The organism is Paraburkholderia sp. BL6669N2 (assembly GCF_003387275.1).
Classification (GTDB): domain Bacteria; phylum Pseudomonadota; class Gammaproteobacteria; order Burkholderiales; family Burkholderiaceae; genus Paraburkholderia.
Window position 1 is genome coordinate 3,522,404 of sequence record NZ_QUNA01000001.1, and the last position, 22,093, is coordinate 3,544,496.

At 63.3% G+C, this 22,093-nt stretch carries 20 protein-coding genes; 4 read left to right on the forward strand and 16 right to left on the reverse strand.

Annotated elements, in window-relative coordinates:
- The first annotated feature begins 158 nt into the window (after nt 1-158).
- A complete protein-coding gene (locus tag B0G80_RS16065) occupies nt 159-995 on the forward strand; it encodes an SDR family oxidoreductase (RefSeq protein ID WP_116118607.1) in 837 nt (278 codons plus the stop codon).
- 23 nt (nt 996-1,018) lie between these two features.
- On the opposite strand, the gene B0G80_RS16070 is transcribed toward B0G80_RS16065, so the two are convergent.
- Nucleotides 1,019-1,546, reverse strand: coding sequence for an Lrp/AsnC family transcriptional regulator (locus B0G80_RS16070; RefSeq protein ID WP_116118608.1), 528 nt, complete (start codon nt 1,544-1,546; stop codon nt 1,019-1,021).
- A 152-nt stretch (nt 1,547-1,698) separates the two neighbouring features.
- On the opposite strand from B0G80_RS16070, the gene mdeB reads away from it, so the two are divergent.
- Nucleotides 1,699-4,446 (forward strand): alpha-ketoglutarate dehydrogenase, encoded by a 2,748-nt coding sequence (gene mdeB / locus B0G80_RS16075; protein ID WP_116118609.1) that lies wholly within the window; start codon nt 1,699-1,701, stop codon nt 4,444-4,446.
- A gap of 141 nt (nt 4,447-4,587) precedes the next feature.
- Here mdeB and B0G80_RS16080 read toward each other — a convergent pair whose 3' ends face one another.
- The 8 genes from B0G80_RS16080 to dinD form a co-directional block, all read right to left on the reverse strand.
- Nucleotides 4,588-5,676, reverse strand: coding sequence for a diguanylate cyclase (locus tag B0G80_RS16080; protein WP_116118610.1), 1,089 nt, complete (start codon nt 5,674-5,676; stop codon nt 4,588-4,590).
- A gap of 60 nt (nt 5,677-5,736) precedes the next feature.
- A complete protein-coding gene (locus tag B0G80_RS16085; protein WP_116118611.1) occupies nt 5,737-6,753 on the reverse strand; it encodes a chemotaxis response regulator protein-glutamate methylesterase in 1,017 nt (338 codons plus the stop codon).
- A gap of 16 nt (nt 6,754-6,769) precedes the next feature.
- The gene (locus B0G80_RS16090; protein ID WP_116118612.1) at nt 6,770-9,262 is read right to left on the reverse strand and encodes a hybrid sensor histidine kinase/response regulator; all 2,493 of its coding nucleotides are present in this window, start codon (nt 9,260-9,262) and stop codon (nt 6,770-6,772) included.
- Nucleotides 9,259-9,939 carry a chemotaxis protein CheW gene (locus tag B0G80_RS16095; protein WP_116118613.1) on the reverse strand — a complete coding sequence of 227 codons (681 nt, stop codon included), beginning with the start codon at nt 9,937-9,939 and terminating at the stop codon, nt 9,259-9,261. The genes B0G80_RS16090 and B0G80_RS16095 overlap by 4 nt, the downstream gene beginning before the upstream one ends.
- Entirely contained in the window at nt 9,932-11,356 is a 1,425-nt protein-coding gene (locus B0G80_RS16100) for a protein-glutamate O-methyltransferase CheR (RefSeq protein WP_116118614.1), read from the reverse strand. The genes B0G80_RS16095 and B0G80_RS16100 overlap by 8 nt, the downstream gene beginning before the upstream one ends.
- The gene (locus B0G80_RS16105) at nt 11,353-11,817 is read right to left on the reverse strand and encodes a chemotaxis protein CheW (RefSeq protein WP_116118615.1); all 465 of its coding nucleotides are present in this window, start codon (nt 11,815-11,817) and stop codon (nt 11,353-11,355) included. The genes B0G80_RS16100 and B0G80_RS16105 overlap by 4 nt, the downstream gene beginning before the upstream one ends.
- A 64-nt stretch (nt 11,818-11,881) precedes the next feature.
- The gene (locus B0G80_RS16110; protein ID WP_116119685.1) at nt 11,882-13,507 is read right to left on the reverse strand and encodes a methyl-accepting chemotaxis protein; all 1,626 of its coding nucleotides are present in this window, start codon (nt 13,505-13,507) and stop codon (nt 11,882-11,884) included.
- Nucleotides 13,508-13,707: 200 nt separating this feature from the next.
- Complete coding sequence (gene dinD / locus B0G80_RS16115) at nt 13,708-14,523, reverse strand: DNA damage-inducible protein D (protein WP_116118616.1); 816 nt, start codon at nt 14,521-14,523, stop codon at nt 13,708-13,710.
- 297 nt (nt 14,524-14,820) lie between these two features.
- Between dinD and B0G80_RS16120 the strand changes: the two genes are divergently transcribed.
- Complete coding sequence (locus tag B0G80_RS16120) at nt 14,821-15,147, forward strand: ecotin precursor (RefSeq protein WP_116118617.1); 327 nt, start codon at nt 14,821-14,823, stop codon at nt 15,145-15,147.
- A gap of 88 nt (nt 15,148-15,235) precedes the next feature.
- On the opposite strand, the gene B0G80_RS45850 is transcribed toward B0G80_RS16120, so the two are convergent.
- The 3 genes from B0G80_RS45850 to mnmE all read right to left on the reverse strand — a co-directional run bounded on the left by B0G80_RS45850 (nt 15,236) and on the right by mnmE (nt 18,415).
- A complete protein-coding gene (locus tag B0G80_RS45850) occupies nt 15,236-15,397 on the reverse strand; it encodes a hypothetical protein (protein WP_012434883.1) in 162 nt (53 codons plus the stop codon).
- Nucleotides 15,398-15,629: 232 nt separating this feature from the next.
- Nucleotides 15,630-16,844, reverse strand: coding sequence for an integrase arm-type DNA-binding domain-containing protein (locus B0G80_RS16125; RefSeq protein WP_116118618.1), 1,215 nt, complete (start codon nt 16,842-16,844; stop codon nt 15,630-15,632).
- Between the two features lie 176 nt (nt 16,845-17,020).
- Nucleotides 17,021-18,415 carry a tRNA uridine-5-carboxymethylaminomethyl(34) synthesis GTPase MnmE gene (gene mnmE, locus B0G80_RS16130; RefSeq protein ID WP_116118619.1) on the reverse strand — a complete coding sequence of 465 codons (1,395 nt, stop codon included), beginning with the start codon at nt 18,413-18,415 and terminating at the stop codon, nt 17,021-17,023.
- A 368-nt stretch (nt 18,416-18,783) separates the two neighbouring features.
- Here mnmE and B0G80_RS16135 point away from each other — a divergent pair, with 368 nt between their 5' ends.
- The gene (locus tag B0G80_RS16135) at nt 18,784-19,197 is read left to right on the forward strand and encodes an XRE family transcriptional regulator (RefSeq protein WP_116118620.1); all 414 of its coding nucleotides are present in this window, start codon (nt 18,784-18,786) and stop codon (nt 19,195-19,197) included.
- A 135-nt stretch (nt 19,198-19,332) separates the two neighbouring features.
- Here the strand turns inward: B0G80_RS16135 and yidC are convergent, their stop codons facing one another.
- The 4 genes from yidC to rpmH all read right to left on the reverse strand — a co-directional run bounded on the left by yidC (nt 19,333) and on the right by rpmH (nt 22,002).
- Nucleotides 19,333-20,991 (reverse strand): membrane protein insertase YidC, encoded by a 1,659-nt coding sequence (yidC, locus tag B0G80_RS16140; protein WP_116118621.1) that lies wholly within the window; start codon nt 20,989-20,991, stop codon nt 19,333-19,335.
- A 30-nt stretch (nt 20,992-21,021) separates the two neighbouring features.
- Nucleotides 21,022-21,252 (reverse strand): membrane protein insertion efficiency factor YidD, encoded by a 231-nt coding sequence (gene yidD / locus B0G80_RS16145; RefSeq protein WP_007180115.1) that lies wholly within the window; start codon nt 21,250-21,252, stop codon nt 21,022-21,024.
- A gap of 106 nt (nt 21,253-21,358) precedes the next feature.
- On the reverse strand, nt 21,359-21,844 hold the full coding sequence (locus tag B0G80_RS16150) for a ribonuclease P protein component (protein WP_116118622.1): 486 nt from the start codon (nt 21,842-21,844) through the stop codon (nt 21,359-21,361).
- Between the two features lie 23 nt (nt 21,845-21,867).
- Nucleotides 21,868-22,002 (reverse strand): 50S ribosomal protein L34, encoded by a 135-nt coding sequence (rpmH, locus tag B0G80_RS16155; protein WP_004198824.1) that lies wholly within the window; start codon nt 22,000-22,002, stop codon nt 21,868-21,870.
- Nucleotides 22,003-22,093: the final 91 nt, after the last annotated feature.

The following is a 22,093-nucleotide window of genomic DNA, read 5'->3' on the forward strand; positions in this document are numbered from 1 at the left end:
ATACGACATTTGAGACACAAGGCTACGCGCCTAAACTTGCCTCGTCAACACCGCAATGCCGCGCAACAACGGCGCGGCGACGGAGTTTTCCGGTTTCCCCATTCACTTATCGGACAGGGCACAGGCGCGACGCGCCACGCCCGCAAGGAGAGATTCAAATGGCAACGCAAACGGCAACGCAAACGGCAACGCAATCAGGCAAAGGAACGGCATTGGTGACGGGCGCATCGTCGGGTATCGGCGCTGTGTATGCGGATCGCCTCGCGCGGCGCGGCTACGACCTGATTCTGGTGGCGCGCGACGTGCAGCGGCTGAACGGTCTGGCCGAACGTCTGACATCGCAAACCGGCCGCCACGTCGAGACGATCGGCGCGGACTTGACCGTCAAAGCCGACGTGCGCCGCATCGAAGAACGGCTGCGCACGGACCGTGGCATCACGATGCTGGTCAATAACGCGGGCGTCGGCGCGACCGCCCCGCTGATCGCTTCGGACGTGGACGAGCTCGAAAAAATGATCGACCTGAACGTGACCGCGCTCACGCGCCTGACGGCGGCGGTCGTGCCGGGTCTGGTAGAGCGGGGCAACGGCATCGTGATCAATATTGCGTCGATCGTCGCGCTATCGCCGGAACTGTTGAACGGCACGTACAGCGGCACCAAGGCCTACGTACTCAACCTGACGCAATCGCTGCATCACGAAGTGGGCGGCAAAGGCGTGCAGTTGCAGGCGGTGTTGCCGGGCGCCACCAGCACGGCGTTCTGGGACCGTGCGGGTCTCGCGGTCGAACATCTGCCGCAGCAGATCGTAATGACCGCCGAAGACATGGTGGACGCCGCGCTGGCCGGCCTCGACCAGGGCGAGCTGGTGACGATTCCGTCGTTGCCGGACGTGGCGGATTGGGAGCGCTTCAACAGCGCGCGCCAGCACCTGCAGCCGAATCTGTCGCATAAGGTGCCGGCCGCACGCTACACGCGCGGCGCTGCTTCCGCGTAAAGCCAGGCGGACTGTAAGCGCCTTCAGCGCCAGTCGGTCGACACGTCGTCGGGATCGATCAAGGTCAATCCCGACGACGGCAAGGGCAGGGCCGTCTTGTAACGCACCTGTTTGAGCGCAAAGCTCGAGCGGATATTGGAAATGCCCGGAATCTTGGTCAGATGATCGACGATGAAGCGCTCCAGCGTTTGCATATCCGGCATCACCACGCGCAGCAGATAGTCGGCGTCGCCCGTCATCAGATAGCACTCCATCACCTCGGGGCGCTCCGAAATCGCCTGCTCGAAACGCAGCAGCGCGTCTTCCACCTGCTTTTCCAGACTCACCTGAATGAACACGTTGATGCGCAGCCCTAGCGGCTCCGGGTTCAGCAACGTGACCTGCTGCTTGAACAGACCGAGCTTTTCGAGCGCCCGCACGCGGTTGAAGCACGGCGTGGGCGACAGGTTCACCGAGCGCGCCAGATCCGCATTGGTGATGCGCGCGTTCTGCTGCAACTGGCTCAGGATGCCGATGTCGATGCGGTCCAGCCGTCGGGGTGGCGTGGTCATAGATAAAATATTCTGTGGTTGCCGGGAAATTCGGAATAAATAGCCTATCGCAGCACGGGATCACAAGCAAATGAGACGCTCATTTTGTGAGCACATGGGTACCATTGACTCACTCGATCTTGAGCCGAACGCGTCAATGCGGGAGTGGTGCCATGACGGATTTGTCCAGCGGTAGCGAGCAGTTGCGGTTATCCAATTCACCACGCGTTGAAAGCGCGGAGCAGGCGGATGCGGATCCGCAGGAAACCGCCGAATGGCTGGAAGCGCTCGATGCGGTCGTCGCGCATGTCGGTCGCGACCGCGCGCAGTTCCTGTTCGACAAACTTGCGAGCCATGCGCTGTCGCTGGGTGTCGAATCGGCGCGAACCAACGTCACGCCGTACCAGAACACGATCCCGTTCGAGCAGCAGCCGCGCTATCCGGGCAATCTCGAACTCGAAGAACGGCTCGCCGCCGCGCTGCGCTGGAATGCTTTGGCGATGGTGGTGCGCGCGAACCAGGCTTATGGCGAACTCGGCGGTCATATTGCGAGTTATGCGTCGGCGGCGGATCTGTTCGAGGTCGGCTTCAACCATTTCTTCCGGGCAGCGGCGCCGGGTGGCGAGGAGGGCACGGGCGACCTCGTGTATTTCCAGCCGCATTCGTCACCGGGTGTGTATGCGCGGGCTTACCTCGAAGGGTTTTTAAGCGAGCAGCATTTGCAGCACTATCGCCGCGAGATCGGCGGGCCGGGCTTGTGCTCGTATCCGCATCCGTGGCTGATGCCGGACTTCTGGCAGTTCCCGACCGGCTCGATGGGCATCGGCCCGATCAATGCGATTTATCAAGCGCGTTTCATGCGCTATCTCGCCAATCGCGGCCTCGTGCAAACGGAAGGCCGCAAGGTGTGGGGCTTTTTCGGCGACGGCGAAATGGACGAGCCGGAATCGACCGGCGCGCTCTCGCTGGCCGCGCGCGAGGGGCTCGACAACCTCGTCTTCGTGATCAACTGCAATCTGCAGCGGCTCGACGGGCCGGTGCGCAGCAACGGCCGCATCATCGATGAACTGGAAGCGCACTTCATCGGCGCCGGCTGGGATGTGATCAAGGTGATCTGGGGCTCGGACTGGGACGCGCTGTTCTCGCGCGACCGCACTGGCGCCTTGCTGCGCGCCTTCGCGCATACCGTCGACGGCCAGTTCCAGACCTTCTCCGCCAACGACGGCGCGTACAACCGCGAACGCTTCTTCGGCCAGAATCCGGAGCTTGCCGCGCTCGCCGCGCAACTGAGCGATGACGACATCGACCGCCTGCGCCGCGGTGGCCACGACGTGCGCAAACTGCACGCGGCCTACGCGAAGGCGCTCGAACACAGCGGCCAGCCGACGGTGATTCTCGCGAAGACGATGAAGGGCTTCGGCATGGGCACTTCGGGCCAGGGCCGCATGACCACGCATCAGCAAAAGAAGCTCGGCTTCGACGACCTCAAGGCGTTTCGCGATCGCTTCCGCCTGCCGCTCACCGACGAGGACGTCGAACAGGTGAAGTTTTACAAACCCGCGGAAGACAGCCCGGAAATGCAATACCTGCATGCACGCCGGGCGGCTCTCGGAGGCTATCTGCCCAGAAGGCGGAGAGTTGCATCGAAGGGGCTGACCGTCCCGCCGGTGTCCTCCTGGGGGCAATTTGCGCTGGACTCGAACGGCCGCGAGATGTCCACGACCATGGCGCTGGTCCGCATGCTGACCGCGCTGCTCAAGGACCGGCACGTCGGTCCGCGCGTGGTGCCGATCGTCGCTGACGAAGCGCGCACTTTCGGCATGGCGAACATGTTCCGCCAGGTCGGCATTTATTCGCCGCTCGGGCAGTTGTACGAGCCGGAAGATCTCGGCTCAATGCTTTACTACCGCGAGGACACCAAAGGCCAGATTCTGGAAGAGGGCATTTCGGAAGCGGGCGCGGTGTCGTCATGGATCGCGGCGGCGACGTCGTACAGCGTGCACGATCTGCCGATGCTGCCGTTCTACATCTACTACTCGATGTTCGGCTTCCAGCGCATCGGCGACCTGATCTGGGCCGCGGCGGATCAGCGTGCGCGCGGCTTCCTGATTGGCGCGACCTCGGGCAAGACGACGCTCGGCGGCGAGGGCCTGCAGCATCAGGACGGTACGAGCCATCTGGTGGCGTCGACGATTCCGAATTGCCGCGCTTACGATCCTGCGTTCGCATACGAGGTTGCCGCGATCGTCGACGAAGGCATGCGCGAGATGGTCGAGCAGCAGCGCGACGTGTTCTATTACGTCACGGTAATGAACGAAAACTACGCACAGCCTTCAGTGCCTGGTGGCGACTTGCAGGCGCTGCGCGAAGGAATTCTCAAAGGCATCTATCCGCTGGTGACGCATGCTGAGGAGCAGGAGAGCAAGCAGACTCAGCTGCAATTGCTCGGCGCGGGCGCGATTCTCGGTGAAGTGATCGCGGCGCAGCAGATGTTGAAAGGCGACTGGCAGATCGACGCCGCCGTGTGGAGCGTAACGAGCTTCACCGAATTGCAACGCGACGGCATGGCGGCGGAACGGCTCGCGCGTCTCGGCGAAGCGAGCGCGGCGCCGTATGTCACGCAAGCGCTCGATGCATCGCAAGGTCCGATCATCGCCGCGACCGACTACGTACGCGCCGTGCCGGAACTGATTCGCGCGTACGTGCCGCGTCGCTATGTGACGCTCGGCACGGATGGTTTCGGCCGCAGCGATACACGTCAGGCGTTGCGTGAGTTTTTCGAAGTGGACCGCAAGTCGATTGTGATCGCCGCGTTGAAGGCGCTGGTGGACGAGGGCGCAATCGATACGAGCGTGCTTGTCGAAGCACGCGGCAAGTACCTCGGCGACGCGCCGGTCGGTGATGCGTCCTGGCAATGCTAAAGAAGCGCACGCGTTAGAAACCGCTTAACGCACTGCTGGTGTTAGTGGTCGTGCTACTGCTACCGCTACTGCCGCAAACGAAAACGCGCCCTGCACATGGGCGCGTTTTCATTGCGCACGGGTAGAACCGCATGCAAACAATCAATCACTCACCGCAACCTGATTCTTCCCATCCCGCTTCGCACGATATAGACCGACGTCCGCCGCTTCGATCAGCTTTGTCACCGGCTCGGTGACCGTCGGCACCAGCGTCGCCGCGCCGATGCTGATCGTCACGACGCCGGTCGCGGAGCCCGAGTGCGGAATCGCCAGCCCTTCGATTGCAATGCGGATCTTCTCCGCGAGCAGACGCAAGCCGCCCGACGACGTGCCCGGCACCACCACCGCGAACTCTTCGCCACCGAAGCGCGCCGCGAGATCCGCCGAGCGTCCGAGACACGATTCGAGGGTATGCGCGACCGTCTTGAGCACTTCGTCGCCGGCAACGTGCCCGTAGGTATCGTTGTAAGCCTTGAAGTTATCCACATCGATCATCAGAAAACCGAGGCCGGTTTTGTCGCGTGTGCTGGGACGCCATTCGGCGGCCAGATATTGATCGAGGTAACGGCGATTCGACAGGCCCGTCAGGCCGTCCGAATGCGTGAGCCGTTGCAATTCCAGATTCGTCGCGAGCAATTGCTGTTGCGATTGACGCAGCGCCTGGTAGGCCTCGTCGCGTTGAATCAGGTTCAGATACGAGCGCGAGTGATAGCGGATACGCGCGATCAACTCGATGCGGTCCGGCAGCTTCACCAGATAATCGTTGGCGCCGGCGGCGAAGGCCGCGCTTTTCACGAACGGCTCTTCCTTGGTCGACAACACGATGATCGGAATATCGCGCGTGGCCGGATTCTGCCGGTATTGGCGCACGAGGGTGAGGCCGTCGGTGCCAGGCATCACGAGGTCCTGAAGGATCACCGTCGCGCGCGTTTCCGCGGCGCTGCGCAGTGCTTCTTCGGGCGATGCGCAGTAGTGAAAGTCGACGCTCGGTTCGTCGGCCAGCGCCTGGCGGATCGCTTCGGCGATGATCGCCTGATCGTCGACCAGCAACACCATGATCGGGCACTCGGCTGCGGGCGGATTACCGAGGATGCGGGCGAGAGCGTCGTCGATCGCGAGATTGGGGGCGTCCACCGCGTCCGACGCGAAATCCTGCGCGGCGGCGTTCTGATGCGGTTTAGGAGTGTCCATGTTGTTCGGCCAGAATGAATGTGAGTGAATCGAAACGGCTCATCAATGGCGAGTGCGTGTTCAGCGCGCGTTGACGGCCGTCGCGAGCGCGCCGGCAATGCGCGGTAACGGCAGGACCGCGGCGGCGGCGTCGAGCGCCGCGGCCGCTTTCGGCATGCCGTACACGGCGCTGGTCGCTTCGTCCTGCGCGATCGTGTGATAGCCCTTGGTGCGCATCGCCTTGAGTCCGATCGCGCCGTCGCGGCCCATGCCGGTCAGCAGCACGCCGACGGCGCGCGTCGGCCAGCGCGCCACCACGCTATGAAAGAACACGTCCACGGAAGGCCGGTAAGGCGTCTCTTCCGGTATCCGCGTGTAGCCGAGTATGTCGGGCAGTTTGAGATGCAGATGGTCGTCGGTGGCGGCGAGCAGCGCGACGCCCGCTTGCGGGCGGTCGCCTTCGCGCGCGATCCGCACCGGCAGCGCCGATTGCTGGTTCAGCCAGTCCGCCATGCCGGCGGCAAACGCCGCGTCGACGTGCTGCACGATGACGATAGCCGCCGCAAAATCCTTCGGCAGGCCGGCGAGCAGCGTGGCAAGCGCCGCCGGTCCGCCCGCCGATGCGCCGATCGCCACCAGCGGCGTGTCGCGATTCGTCGCGCAGGCGGGCGTTGCCGCGGCCGCCGCGCCGGGCGCATTGCGTTCCTTGACGAGCGCCGCGATGCGATCGATCTTCGCGATCAGCGTGGCAATACTCTTGTGCGCATCGGGACCGCTCAGCGAAGGCGTATCGACGGCGTCGAGCGCGCCCGCGCCCATCGCTTCATAGACGCGCCACGCGTTCGCGCCCACATCGACGGTGACGATCAGGATCGCGCACGGCGCGCGCGCCATGATGCGCCGCGTCGCCTCGATGCCGTCGACGTTCGGCATCACCAGATCCATCAGCACGATGTCGGGCCGCTGCGCGGTGCAGAAATCGACCGCCTGCTGGCCGTCCTGCGCGATCCACAGCACTTCATAGTCGTGGCGCGCCGCGAGTGCGCGACGCAGCGCCTCGACGGCGAGCGGCATGTCGTTGACGATTCCGATTTTCATCCGTTTCTCCCCGGGACTAACCGTATGCTTCGCCGATCAGATCGCGCACCGCATCGAGCAGTGCTTCGTCATGAAAACTGCCTTTCGCCAGATAGTAGTCCGCGCCCGCGTTCAGTCCGGCGCGGCGGTCCTCCTCACGATCCTTGTACGAGACGATCATCACCGGTAACGACTGCAACTGCGGATCGCGCTTGATGAGCGTGACGAGTTCGATGCCGTCCATGCGCGGCATGTCGATGTCGGTGATGACGAGGTCGAAGTGCTCGCCGCGCACGGCGTTCCAGCCGTCCATGCCGTCGACGGCGATCGTCACGTCGTAACCGCGCGTGGCCAGCAGCTTGCGTTCGAGTTCGCGCACGGTGAGCGAATCGTCGACCACGAGTACGCGGCGCGTGGCACGCTGAGCCGCGCGCGCGACGCCGTGTTGCGTGTGCTTCAGATCGCCACCCGCCACGAGCCGTTCGACGGAGCGCAGCCAGTCGTCCACGTCGGCGATCAGCACGGGATCGCCGTTCTCCATCAACGCGCCGGCGGTGACGTTGCGGATCTTGCCGAGGCGCGGATCGAGCGGCTGCACCACGAGCATCCGCTCGCCGAGAAAGCGGTCGACCACCACGCCGTAGGTTTGCGAGCCGTCGCCGATGACGATCATGCTGACGGTGCGGCTTTCGTCCGCGGGCGGCGCGGCGTCGAGAATCTGATGCGCGGTGACGACGCCGATACGCCGGCCGGAAAAGGCGATGTGCTGATGCCCTTCGAGCCATTCGATCTGCGTACGATCCACGTGTAGCGTGCGGTTCACATGGGCCAGCGGCACCGCGTACGGCTCGCCCGCGACTTCGATCAGCAGGCTGCGGATCACCGAAAGCGTCAATGGCAACTGCAGTTGCACACGCGTGCCGAGGCCGGGTTCATGCGTGATTCGCACCGAGCCGCGCACGCGTTTGACGATGTCGTGCACCGCGTCGAGTCCGACCCCGCGGCCCGAGACTTCGGTTACCTGCTCGCGCAGCGAGAAGCCGGGCAGAAGCAGGAATTCAAGCAGCTCGGCTTCGGTTAGCCGCGCTACCGTTTCCTCGCTCGCGAGTTTCTTGCGCACGATCGACGCGCGCAAGACGTCGAGATCGATGCCCGCGCCATCGTCTGAAACGGTGATGAGCAGCGCGCCGGCGGTGTGACGCGCGTCGAGCGTGAGCGTGCCTTCTTCCGGCTTGCCGCGCGCGAGGCGCACGGCGGGCGCTTCAATGCCGTGGTCGAGCGCGTTGCGCAGCACGTGGCCGAGCGGCGCTTCGAGCAGATCGAGAATGTCGCGATCCACCTGAGTCGATTCGCCGACCAGTTGCCAGCGCACTTTCTTGCCGAGCGAACGCGCGACGTCGCGCACCATTCGTGCGAGGCCGCTGGTGCCGTCGCCGAACGGGCGCATGCGGCATTGCAGGGCGGCGTCGTAGAGTTGTTGCGACAGATGCGTCGAGCGGCGGTCGAAGCTCTCAAGATCGGCGAGACGCTCGGCCAGCAAATGCTGCGCTTCGGCGGTGAGGCGGCGCACTTCTTCGAGCGCGGCGTGTGCGCGCGGATCGAGCTTAAGGTCGGCGAGTGTTTCGTGCAGTTGATCCAGCGCGCGAGTGCCGTCGCGTTGGACGCGTTTGACACGCAGCATCGATTGCGCGAAGGGTTTCAGCCAGCGCGATTCGACCAGCGATTCGCCGGACAGCGAGAGCAGACGGTCGAGGTTGTCGGCGCGCACGCGCAACATGCGGCCAGGTTCGGTGGTCGGTGGGATGGCTGTGCTGTTCGACGTGGACGGGGCGGCGAGCGGGTCGTGCTGCTTCTGCGCGGGTGCGAGGGCAGCATTGTCGTTTTGGGTAGGCGTGGGCGTAGCGTTGGACGGTGCCGCTTCAGCGCGCAGTGCATCGGCTAGCAAGTCGAATACGGCGTCGGGGTCCGGCTGCGGGGTCGGGATGGCCCGCGTGCCTTCGGCGCGCAATGCGCGGGCTAAATCGTTGAACGCGGTGTCGGGGTCCAGATCCGCGTTTGCACCGGGAGCGATGGCAGAGGGCTCGGCGACCGCAGCGGTCGCCGGCGGCGTAGAGTCTCGCAGCATTGCCGCGCCGTGCGGCAGCACACTCGCCATACGTCCCTGCAATGCCGCCACACACGCGCCGACCGCGTCGCGAGCCGACTCGTCTTCATCGTTGCCGATGCGCGCGACGATATCCACCCCGCGCAGCAACTCGTCGATCCAGGCCGCGTCGAGCAACGCACGCCCTTCCTGCGCGGCGACGAAGCAATCCTCCATCGCATGCGCAAGTTCGACGCCAACCTGCACGCCGACAATGCGCGCGGCGCCCTTCAACGAATGCGCGGCCCGCATGCAGGCCTCGAGCGCGGCGGCATCGCGCGGCGCGCGGTCGAGGGCGAGCAGGCCGTCGTTGAGCACGCGCGCCTGGGTCCGCGCTTCTTCGCGGAACAAATCGATCAGCGACGGGCGGCGTGGGTCGTCCGTCATCCGAGACTCCGGTTCAAGGTGTCGAAGAGCGCGTCGGCGTCGAGCAGGCCGACGCTCATGCCGCGCCACGGCGCGACTGCGCGCGTATGCGCAGCAGCGGCATGCGAGAGCGTGGCGGGCGGCGCGCATAAGCTGGCCGTCGCGATCCGGTGCACGCCGTCGACCTGATCCACCGGGAACACGGCGTGTTCCTCAGCGCGCGAGACAACGAGGAAACGCGGCAGATCGTGACGCGTGCGATCGTCGCGTGCGGCGGCGCCAGTTTCGAAGCCGAGCAGGTGCGCGAGCGACAGGCACACGAGCAACTCGCCCTGCACGTTCACTACGCCCAACACCGCGCGATGCTGCCGATGCGGCAACGTATGAATCGGCCGCGTCTGCACGATGCGTTTGAAGATCGGCGTGGGCAGCGCGAGCCATTCGTCGCCGATGCGAAAGACGAGGAACGATTCGCTCGCGCCTTGCGCATCCTGCTGCGGTCGTGCCCGCGCGCGCACGTCATGCTGCGAGAGCTCCACCAAGGGAATCGGCCGTTCCAGCAGTTTGGCCGCGGCCGTTTCGAACACCGGGCAATTCAGGCAGCGCACATACTCGACAAGACGCTCGCACGACGAGTCGCCGCGCACGCCAATGCGATTCCAGCAATCGTCGAAGCTCGCCGTCTGCGCATCAGCCACGTTGCGCTCCCTGAGCGCGCGTCGCGCGTTGCATCAACAGGCGCGCACCGTCGCGGTCGCCTTCGAGTTCGAGCAACGTCGCGAGATGCGCGAGCGCTTCCGCGTGCTGAGGATCGAGATACAGCGCCTTGCGATACTGGCTGCGCGCAAGGTTCGCATCGCCGTTGGCATCGGCCAGCACGCCGAGCAGATAAAACGCGTCGGCATGCGGGGCGTGGTGTTCCAGATAGGCGTTGATCGCCGTGGCGGCTTCCGCGAGGCGGCCGGCGTCGGCCAGCGCGTGCGCGGCTCGCAACGTGTCGCGTGCCGCGTTGATTGGCGCGGTGATTGGCGGCAACAGCGAGTTGTGTGCCGGCGACGTGGCGGCGGGCATCAGCGTCTTGCGCGCGTGTGTCGCGACGTTGTCACGTGGTGTGAACTGCGTTGCACCGCTGAACGGCGTACGCGCAACCGGATCGGGCCACGCGAAAGGCTCCGCGGAAAACACTGGCGGCGGCGAGAGCGCGGGAACTTGCGAATGCGTCATCGCGAGTGCGGCGGCTGTAGCGAGTGGTGCGGTGTGCCAGCTATTACACGGCGTTTCCTCGGGCGCGCTGTGATGGAACGCGAAGGCCAGCGGGATCTTTGCGGACTGCATGCCGTAGCGCATCAGTAGCCCGGTTTCCGCAGGGCCGACGAACAGCGTGCCGTTTTCGGCCAGCACGCTGGTGAGCGCCTGCAAGGCTTTTTGTTGCGCGTCGCGGTCGAAGTAAATCAGCACGTTGCGGCAGAACACGAAGTCGTAGACACCGAGCGACGACGCGCCGAGCTGCATCAGATTGGCGCGCGAGAAACGCACCGTTTCGACGATGCGCGGTGCGAGACGCCAGCCGTCTTCAGTGCGCGTGAAGTGCGCATCGCGAAACGGAAACGCATTGCCGCGAAACGAGTTGCGTCCGTAGACAGCGCGTTGCGCGACGGCGAGCGAGCGGTCGCTGATATCCATTGCGTCGATGCGCAACTGGGCGGCGTCAAAGCCTGCGTCGAGCAGCGTCATCGCGATCGTGTACGGTTCTTCTCCGGTCGAGCAAGGCAGGCTCAGAACGCGTAGCGGCAATGCATCGCCGCGCTCGACGAGATGTTCATGCGCGAGTCGCGCGAGTGCCTTGAACGCTTCGGCGTCGCGATAGAACCAGGTCTCCGGCACGACGACTGTTTCGATCAGCGCCTGCACCATCGAAGGTGAACCTTGCGCGGCTTCCCAATAGTCGTTGAGCGTGGCCTTGGCGTGGCCATCCGCGCACCACGCCGCCGCGCGCTGATCGACCGCGCGCTCAATCGCGCTATGGCCGAGCGATGCCGCATCGAGCCCGATCGTCCTATGCAACAGTTCGGCGAAGCGCCCGTAGAGCGGTGCGTTGTCGTGATGCGCGTTCATGCGTGCGCCTCGGGAAAGAGCAGCGCTTTGATGTCGTCCGGCAGCAGATGCTCAACGCGAATCCACTGCACGAGACCGCCCGCTTCGCTCGCGACCGGGCCGAGATAGCGCGCGTGCGGCATGTCGAGTCCGGCATCGTGAAACGCCGTCACGTCTAGTCGAATCGTGCGCGTCGCGCCTTCGAGCAGCAGCGCGAGCAGGCGCGTCGTGCCCGCATGCGGATAGCGTACCAGCACGACGCGTGTCGACATCAGTTGCGCGGCGGGACGGCCGAGCGCAAGCGCCGGCAGATCGATCAGCGGCAGCGGCGCGCCTTCGTGATCGAGCACGCCCGCGACCCACGACGGCGCGCCGGGGATCGTCTTCGGCGGTGACTGCGGCGTGAGCGGCATCAGACGCTCCACCTGCGTCGCGTCGATCACGTACCGTTCGCTATCGAGCGTGAAGAGGATGAAGAGCATCGGCGTGTGCGAGAGCGATGGATGGATGTGCGGGTATCGGTGTCCGGCGGCGCCGCGTGGCGCGTCAGGCCGTCACCTTGAAGCGCGACACGCCGGTGCGCAGACTGTTGGCGACGTGCGTCAGATCGTCGATCGCCTGGGTCGACTGGCGCAGCGACTCCGCCGTCTGCTGCGCGGCCTCCGAGAGTTGCGTCAGCGCCTGGGTGATCTGCTCGGCGCCGGTGGCCTGCGTCTGCATGCCCTCGTTGACCATCGAGAAACGCGGCGCCAGTTGCTGCACCTGCTGGATGATCTGCGTGAGATGGCCGCCGACGTTCTGCACGTCGAGCATGCCGCGCCGCACTTCTTCCGAGAACTTGTCCATACCCATCACGCCGGCCGCCACCGCGGACTGGATTTCCTTGACCATCTGTTCGATGTCGTAGGTCGCCACGGCGGTCTGATCGGCGAGGCGGCGAATCTCGGTTGCCACGACCGCGAAGCCGCGGCCGTATTCGCCGGCTTTTTCCGCTTCGATCGCCGCGTTCAGCGAGAGCAGGTTAGTCTGGTCTGCAACCTTGGTGATGGTGGCGACGACCTGATTGATGTTGCTGGCCTTCTCGTTGAGGATCGCGAGCTTCGCGTTGACCGAGCCGGCCGCTTCCATCACGAGGCGCATGGTTTCTTCCATGCGTGCGAGACCGGCGTGACCGGTGCCCGCGAGCGCGGCCGACTGGCCGGCCACTTCGGACACTTCGTTCATGGTACGCAGCAGGTCGCGCGAGGTCGCAAAGATTTCACGCGACGTGGCGCCGATCTCCGTGGTGGTAGCAGCAGTCTCGTTCGCCGTGGCTTGCTGTTCGCGTGAGGTCGCGGCGATTTCCGTCACCGACGTGGTCACCTGCACCGCCGATTTCTGCGCCTGGCCGACCAGCGCGGTGAGTTCGTCGGTCATGCGGTTGAAGCCCGCTTCGAGCGCGCCGATTTCGTCCGCGCGATTCAGTTGCAGACGCTGGGTCAGGTCGCCGGTGCGCATCACGTCGACGACGCGGAGCACTTTGGCCATTGGCGTAGTGACCGCGCGCAGCAGCCAGTATCCGGCCAGCACGGCCACGATGGCGGCGATCAACAGCATGACGAGCAACACGACGCGGGTTGCCTCGACCGAATTACGGATGCTTTCGGCGGCTTTGTCGGCGTCGGACTTGTTGTTTTCGACCAGTTTGCGCGCCGAGAGGCGGCCCGCTTCCCAGATCGGCGTCAGTTGCGTGTTGAAGACACGCACGGCGTTCTCTTTCGAGCTCGGCAGAGCATTCAGCAGCGATGCCTGGATCGGCAGGTACTGCGTGTGTTGCTGGCGGAAGTCGTTGAAGAACTCACGATCGGTGTCGCGGAAGATGGTCGCGCCGTAGTCGCCGAACAGCTTCTGCAGCGTTTGCTCGGTCTCCTGCAAGCGATCGGTGTCGCGCTTGACGGACTCGGGGTCCGCGTCCACGTAAATGAGGCGCTGTGTGACGGTGTAGTTCTCGAACCAGGCCGAGCGCATCGCGGTCGCGTAGTAGAGGCCCGGCATCGAATCTTCCTGCTGGCTCTTCGCGTCCCGGTCGATGCCGCCGAGCTGCTCGAAAGTGACGATTGCCATTGCCAGCATTACGATCAGCACGATCCCGAAGCTGCACAGAATCCGTTGCCGGATGGTCCATTGTTTCACGCGCACGCCCCTTACTTTTTTCGCTTTGTCTCGACCCGTGCTGTCGATGTGGTCCGATCTGCTATCGACGGGCTGGAAAAGCTTTGCGGGTTGTCAGAACTATTCGACAGGTTATGCGGCGAATTTTACATTGATCGGTGGAATGGGGAAGCGGGGTATCGCCCTGGCGCGCCGGGGGCACGCATGTAGCGTACGCTGAATCAGCCTTGGGACTTCTTGGTATCGCGCGTGATCTGCCGGATGCTTGTCTCCGGTGTCGGCAACGCTTCTGGCATGGTTCCACCAAGTTCACGGATGGTGTCGCGGACTTTGCCGCCTACCTCAAAATGCGTCTGATTGGCTTGCCGCTTGCCTTGCACACCGTCGCGGCGCAATTTCTCCTCCGTTTGGGTCGCGCGGAAAAGATTGGCGGCTAGCTCGGTGCTGCCCATGTGGTCGAGAATTTTCTGACTCTTTTTCAAACTCTTGCGCGCGTGGATGTCCTTTGCGCCCAAGCCACCATAGAGGCCGCGATAGCCATGATCCTGGAAGACTGCATAATCGAGTGTGGTTTGGACGCCGGCACTGCGGGCGGTTGCGCTTGGTTTCTTGTTGTGAAGAGTGAGTTCACCGCGCAGCATCAGGCGACGCTGATCCTCCACCATACTGGCAAAAGCCTTGCCGTCACCGATTTCCTGACGTCTGGTCTGAATCGCAAAGTATGTTTGGCCGTTTGCGATGACGGGCTTCGACGGATCACCATTCTGTACGACGAGATAGCACGCATATCGCGAGAGGCGGAAGTCTTCGACCGTGCGTTGCGCGCCGGAGCCGAGGCCGACCATTTTTCCCACTTGGGAAAAATGGTCGGAAACGCTGTGGCCCGAGCGCTTACACGCCTCGCTTGCCTTCTCGATGACGCGCCTGAACTTGTCCCACGTTGCATATTCGAGAAGCGGCTGAAGCTCTCGCGCTGACCAGAACTCGACATTGTGTTCGCTGAATTGCTTGATGCCGTCGAAAGTGTGATTCGTCATAGTGGCTCCCTTGGTTCGTTACGTGGACAGCCGGGCCGATGCGTGACATCCGGCAACCTCACGTCGATTTTATGAACGGGGCTTCGACTAGGCCATCAGACACCGGAGATCAACGCGTCAGGATTATCGTCGGCTGAAGCAGTGCTTTCCTACGCTGGCAGGGCAACGTGGGCAACGTGGGCCGCCGTGCACCGATGTACCGCGTTACACGGGTAATGTCCCGTTACCACTTGCAGCATCTATTTCTGCGCGCGCCCGCCACAATCCGTTCCATGCCTGAACGGCGAGGAGTCAAACATGAAAAAGATCGCAGTGGCGTTGGTGATGGTGGGAAGTCTGAGCGTGGCCGGGCAAGCATCGGCGCATGGCAATGGCGGCGATGTCGTCGGTGCGCTGATCGGCGGGGCCGTGCTCGGGGCGGTGGTGACTTCCGTGCTGAATCCGGCGCCGGTGGTGGCTTACCAGCAGCCCGTGTACGCGCAGCCGGCGTATCAGCCCGCGCCGGTCTATGCGCAAGCGCCGCCGGGATACTGCTATGACCAATACCAACAGGCCTATGTGGCGTGCGGTGCGCCACCGCCGCCGGCTCAATACGGCTATCCGCAGCCCCAGCCGGGTTGGTAATCAATCGCAGAGCGCACGCATGGTCGTGCGCGCCCACAGACAAAAAGGCCGTCGTGTTACGCGACGGCCTTTCCATTTCAAGCGCGACTCAGTGCCTGTGATGCAACCACTCCGCATAGTGCGTGTCGAGCCAGCGCTCAAGTCTCTGTGGCTTTGTCTTCTGGTGATAGTGGGACGCGGCCCAGATAGCTACGCCGACCAGCAACATGACAGCAGGCCCCAGCAAATAAGCGATCAACGATTCAGACATGGGAGCCTCCGTATCGAGTTGCGTCCACCCTTCAGTTTAGGCGATGAAACGCGGGAGAAAAGGTCCGTGTGATGCGATTGTGGCCGCGGCTCAGTGGCGTCTTAGCCCTCACCCTTGAAACCTAGTAAAAAATAGAATTTCATATTTCGAGCAGGCAGTTGGGGCGGATGCGAAGTGATTTGTGTACCAATAAAACTGGATGTTTGGAAGGGGCGGCGCCCGACGAGTAGCTTCAAGGCGTACTGGTCGCAACTCTACGCGCGCCTTCGATCTGTGCATCCACAAAATCCGCCCACTGCTGCATAAGCCATCGCTGCCTGGCGGCGTCGGCCGCGCTCGCACCTTGCTCGATACGCTCGGGCGCCGCAGCCGTGTTTTGGTCGAGCGCGTCTGACGATTGTGTTATCTCGCGCAGATGCGCTGCTGCGGTGCGCCGGAAGTCATGCAGGACGAAATGCTCCACGTCCAGGCCGAGCGCCTTGACCGCCTGGTTCAGCGTACTTTTGGCGATCGGCCGATCGTCGCCCCGGACGCTCGGGAATACGAACTTTCGGCTGGCCCTGGCGTGGTCGAGTTCGCGCAGCATAGAGACTGCCTGCTGCGAAAGCGGCACGCGCTGATCGCGGTCTTTTTTCAGGCGTGCCGCGGGTATCGTCCACATCGCCTTGTCCAGATTGAATTCGGCCCACGTCGATTCGATCAGGTCCGACTTGCGCACCATGGTCAGCACCAGCAGATGCAGCGCCAGCTTCAGAGGACGGCGAATGCTCGACGCGTCGATCGAACGAAACATCGCGCCGATCTCGTCGCCCGAGAGCACGCGAGTGCGGCTGTCGAAAGTGGCGATGGAGCGCGCCGGCACGACCTCGGCCGGATTGCTGGCCGCGAGTTGCCGGGCGATCAGATATTCGTAGAGACGCTTCACCACGTTGCGCGTATGCAGCGCCATTTTCGGCGAACCGCGATTCTTGATTCTCTCGCATATCGCGACGATGTCATCGGCGGTCACCGCTTTGATCCGCATGTGGCCGATGGCGGGCAAGATGTCCTTGTCGAGCGCGCGCCGCGTGGTGCGACGGTATTCCTCTGACTTGCCGGCCATTTCCGTGGCGAGATAAAGCTCGGCGGCTTCGCGCAGGACATCGGCTTTGCTTTCCGCGCCGCGGTCGCGCCGCGCCGTGGCGACCGGCGAGATGCCTTGCGCGACCATCTCCGCATACTTCTGCGCCTTGGCGCGTGCGACGCGCAGCGAGATCATCCGGTAGTCGCCGATGGTGGCGAGCGGTTGGCGTTTGCCGTTCAACGAATAACGGAAACGCCAGATCTTGGTGCCGGTCGTCATGATTTCGATGACGAGGCCGTTGCCGTCAGCGACGCAATAGCGGGTGTCGCGCGGTTCGAGAGCGCGAATGTGGGCTTCGGTGAGAGGGACGGCTAGGCGGGGCATGTTCGGATCGCGGGTATTCGGACAGCGGCGATTTTAAAGCTTTTGGCTGCTGTGTACCAAAGATTTGGCGATTTTTGGGTCAACGGAGCGAGGCGTTTGCGTCCGTGAATCCGCGCTTAGGGTGACCAAAAAGGCCCTTGCAATGGGACCGGCCAGCCGATGCTGCAGACACCCCCTCACTTCCCAATACAGAACCTGCTAAAAATTACTCCGAGCAGGTCATCCGAACTGAACTCACCAGTGATCGAATTCAACTGATCCTGCGCGAGCCGTAGTTCCTCGGCGAACAAATCAAGCGCCTGCGAGTTTTGATCGGCGTGCGCGGCCGCAGTCGCCAGATGCTCCTCGGCTGCGCGCAATGCAATTAGATGCCGCTCGCGCGCCAGATACACGCTTTCCGCTCCCGCCTGCCATCCGGCGATCCGCAACAGTTCGTCGCGCAACAGCGCGACGCCGTCGCCCTGTTTCGCCGAGAGTCGCACTTCGCTCAGTTCGAGATCCGCGTCGAGCGCCTGTGCCGCTGGCGCGAGTCCGGTCAGGTCCGTCTTGTTGAGCACGCGCACCACCGGCACACCGCCCGGAAAGCGCCCGGCAATCGCATCGTCTTCAGCCGTCATGCCGGTGCGCGCATCGAGCAGATGCAGCACCACATCGGCGCGCTCGATTTCGCTCCACGTGCGTGCAATGCCGATTTTTTCGACTTCGTCCTCGGTATCGCGCAGGCCGGCTGTGTCGATCACGTGCAGCGGGATGCCTTCGATCTGAATCGTCTGCGCGACCTTGTCGCGCGTCGTGCCAGCGATCGGCGTGACGATCGCCAGCTCCGCGCCGGCCAGCGCATTCAGCAGCGATGATTTGCCGACGTTCGGCTGGCCGGCCAGCACCACCGAGAGCCCTTCGCGCAACAACGCGCCTTGCCGCGCTTCGCTCAGCACGTGCGCGAGACGCTCGCGTATGCGCGCGAGCTTGCCGCGGGCGTCGGCGGCTTCGAGGAAGTCGATCTCTTCTTCGGGGAAGTCGAGCGTCGCTTCGACCAGCATGCGCAGCGTGATCACGTCTTCGACCAGCGCGTGAATGTCGCGCGAGAACGCGCCGTCGAGCGAGCGGCCCGCGGAACGCGCGGCGGCTTCGGTGCTGGCCTCGATCAGATCGGCGACCGCTTCGGCCTGCGCCAGATCGAGCTTGTCGTTGAGGAAGGCGCGGCGCGTGAATTCGCCGGGTTCGGCGAGGCGCAGACCGAACGCGCGGCCGGCGTCGATGCAACGTTGCAGCACGAGTTGCAGCACCACCGGACCGCCGTGGCCTTGCAATTCGAGCACGTGCTCGCCGGTGTAGGAATGCGGCGCCGGAAAGTAAAGCGCGATGCCGCGGTCGAGTGCGTTGCCGCTCGCGTCGAGGAATGGGACGTAGCTGGCGTGGCGCGGCGCCGAAGTCTGACCGGTGAGTGCCTGCATCAGCGGCTGGGCTGCCGCCTCGCCCTCACGGCCGAACGAAATCCGCACGACCCCGATTCCTCCCCGGCCGGGCGCGGTGGCAATGGCGACGATCGGATCGGAGTCGGTGGTGAGCATAAAAAGCGTGGCAAAAGCAGAGAGGAGGGGAGGGCGAGGCCGGTCAGGCGGCGCGAGGCATTGTAACGCGAGCGCATTCGGTGCCCGTGTCGCGGAGCTCTTGTTGATGGCGGAAGCTGACTTATTCCGACGGTTGGGATTTATCTCAAACGAGCTAGGATTGCTACTGCGTTCCTTGAGAATAAATCAGAAGTTGTAGGGCGGCGAAGTCACAGACAGGCGCGCCAGACAAGGAAAACGCCAAAATTTTACAAATACGGCAGACCCATTGCCCGAAGCGCCTCCCAAGCTAAAACTATCTCAAATACGCTAAAACTAAACTCGCCCGGTTGTCAACTGTTTGAACGTTGAATTGCACAATCCGGCCCATGCCGACCAATAAAGAAAAAGCCGCCTTCGCCAAACGGTTGAAGGACCTGCTGGAGCCGCTGAAGATTCGCGGCGGGACCAAGCTCGCCGAGCAATTCAACCTTCGCTATCGAGGCGAGCGGGAGGTCACACCGCAAACCGCGCATAAGTGGTTATCTGGTACGACGATTCCTAAGCCCGATAAGTTGCGTACGTTAGCCGAATGGCTGAACGTGAAAGAGCATTGGCTGCACTACGGACCGTCGCCGGGCGTGAATGCGAGGCCGCTGGCGCGTGGCGAGAAATATCCGCCGTCGCCGGAAACGATCGAACTCGCTTCCAAAATCGAGTCGCTCACGCCGAAAGACCGCTTTCTGGTTCAGGAGATGATCGTTCGCTTTTACGGCGAAGACGCGGAGCCGGGCGAGGAATAAGCGCGGCATTGCGTAACGCGTTTGACGCGAGCATGAAAAAAGCCGCCCGGTTTTGCACCGGGCGGCTTTTTTTACTGCTGCTAACAGAGCTTTAGACGACGGCGGGCGTTTCCGCCCGCCTCCGGCAAAACATCATCAAGCCGCTTTTGCCTTCGTCTGCCCCATCATCCGCGTGATGTAGTACTGCTGGGCGATCGACAGCACGTTGTTCACGACGTAATACAGCACAAGACCGGCCGGGAAGAAGAAGAACATGACCGAAAACGCGATCGGCATGAACATCATCATCTTGGCTTGAACCGGATCCGGCGGCGTCGGGTTCAGCTTGGTCTGCAGGAACATCGAGACGGCCATCAGCACCGGCAGGATGAAGAACGGATCCTGTTGCGACAGATCGTGAATCCACAGAATCCACGGCGCGCCGCGCATTTCCACCGACGACAGCAGCACCCAGTACAGCGAGATGAACACCGGAATCTGGATCACGACCGGCAGACAGCCGCCGAACGGATTGACCTTCTCGGTCTTGTACAACTCCATCAGCGCCGAGTTCATCTTCTGCGGATCGCCCTTGAAGCGTTCGCGCAGCGCTTGCATACGCGGCGTGATCGCCTTCATGCGCGCCATCGACTTGTAGCTCGCAGCCGACAGCGGGAAGAACACCGCCTTGATCAGCAGCGTGAGCAGCACGATCGACCAGCCCCAGTTGCCGACATAGCTGTGGATCTTTTCGAGCAGCCAGAACAGCGGCTTCGCGATGATCGTCACCCAGCCGTAGTCCTTCACCAGTTCCAGACCCGGCGCGATGCCTTCGAGCATGCGCTCTTCTTCCGGACCGGCGAACAGACGCGCGGAGACGTCGACCGTTTGGCCCGGTGCAATCGTCGCCACCGGCTCCTTCACGCCGACGCGATACAGCGCCGGATCGATCTTCTCGACGTAGATGTCGCGCTTCACGCCCTGCTGCGGAATCCAGGCCGACGCGAAGTAATGCTGGACCATCGCGATCCAGCCGTTGTCGGCCGAGGTCGCGTAATCGTGCTTGTTCTTGTCGATGTCGCCGAACGTCATCTTCTGGAAGTGATGCTGGTCGGTGTAGACAGCCGGCCCGATGAACGTGTGCGAGAAGCGCGGCGTTTCCACCGGCTGATCGTCACGTACCAGTTCCATATAGACCGACGGGCTCACCGGCGTGGTGCCGACGTTCTGAATCTTCGTGTCGACGCCGATCACGTAGCTGCCACGCGTGAACGTGTAGGTCTTGATGACCTTCACGCCACCCTTCACCGGCGACTCGAAGCTGAGCTGGAACGACTTTTCGTTGCCCGTCAGATCGTGTTGCTGGTTCGGCAACGGCGTGTAGATGTCGTTGTGATTCGGGAAATCGCCGCCGAGCAGGCCCGTGCGCGCCAGATACGTATGGTTCGCGGTGCGGTCGAACAGCGTGATGACGAGATCCGGCTGCTTGCCGTCGCCTTGCTTGACGAGCGACAGCTTCGACAGCGTGCCGCCGCGAGTGTCGATTTCGCCGCTATAGACGTCGGTGTTGAACTTGATCAGTTGCGATTGCGCGGCCGCCGGCGCGTTGCCCGGTGCGGCTGCGTTCGTGGCCGGCAGATCGGCGGGCTGGGTTCCCGGCGTCGTGGTTCCCGGTGCGGCGCTACCGACGGTCTTGGTCGGCGTGGCGCTCGGGAAGAACATCGACGGGCGTCCGTGGTCGCGTTGCCAGTTGTCGAACAGCATGACCGCTGACATGAAAAAGATGACCCATAGGACGGTGCGTTTGATATCCATGCGTTGTCTCAGTGTCGATGGAACGGCGCGTCAGCGCTTTTCAGAAGTGGGAGGCGGGACGAGATCGATGCCGCCCGCGGAAAACGGGTGGCAGCGGCAAATACGCCTGGCGGCGAGATAAGTCCCGCGCGCGGCGCCATGATACTGGATTGCTTCGCGCGCGTAATCAGAGCAGGAAGGGTAAAAACGGCACCGGTTGCCGAGCATTGGGCTCACGGCAACCTTGTAGAAACGCAATAAAGCGATGAGTACCGTTTGCATGGCTGGTGCGGCCGGACGGCGCCGCGCAACGTGGAGTACCGGGCGACGCCCGCGCAGCATGGCTGCCGGAGCGGCCTGAACTGCAAAGCGGGCGGTCACTTGAGCGTCATTCCGTCTTGGGCGCTTCCGCGGGCGGCGCCTCGCGACGGGTCACTTCGTGCGCTGCCTTGTCGAGCAACGCCTCGATTTCGCTGCGGCACAGCGCCCTCAACGGCGGCGACGAGGCGCTCGGCAAAGCCTTCTTGTCGAAGCGCGTGTGCAAACGCAGCAGCACATCCCAACCGCCGAATTCCGCGCGACGCAGCCGGAAGGCTTCACGCGCGATTCGCCGTACCAGATTACGCGTGGCCGCGCGCGGCGCATACTTCTTGCCGATCACGAGGCCCAGGCGAGCTTCGTTGCCGGTGGGCCGGCCGTACACTACGAAGTGCGCGGTGCGGCGCCACGGGCGCAAACGAAAAACGGATGAAAATTCATCCGTTTTCAGCAGCCTTGCGGCTTTGGGGAAGGCGGCTTGCGCTCGCAACGGAACCGAGCCCAGTTGCTGCGCTTCAGCCGTTCCCGCCTTACCGCGGGCTTCACTACCCGGCATAAGCGTCGCGTGCAACGCCTGCCTTAGATGGCGAGGCGCTTGCGGCCCTTCGCGCGACGTGCGTTGATGACCTTGCGGCCACCTGCGGTCTTCATGCGAACGCGGAAGCCGTGGGTGCGCTTGCGACGGGTAACGGAAGGTTGGTAAGTACGTTTCATGTTGCTCTCACTTGATCGAAAAATAACCGCGCGATCATCGCTGAAAGCGCAATGGCCGGTGGTTCACTGAATTGGTTTTCGCGGAACCCGC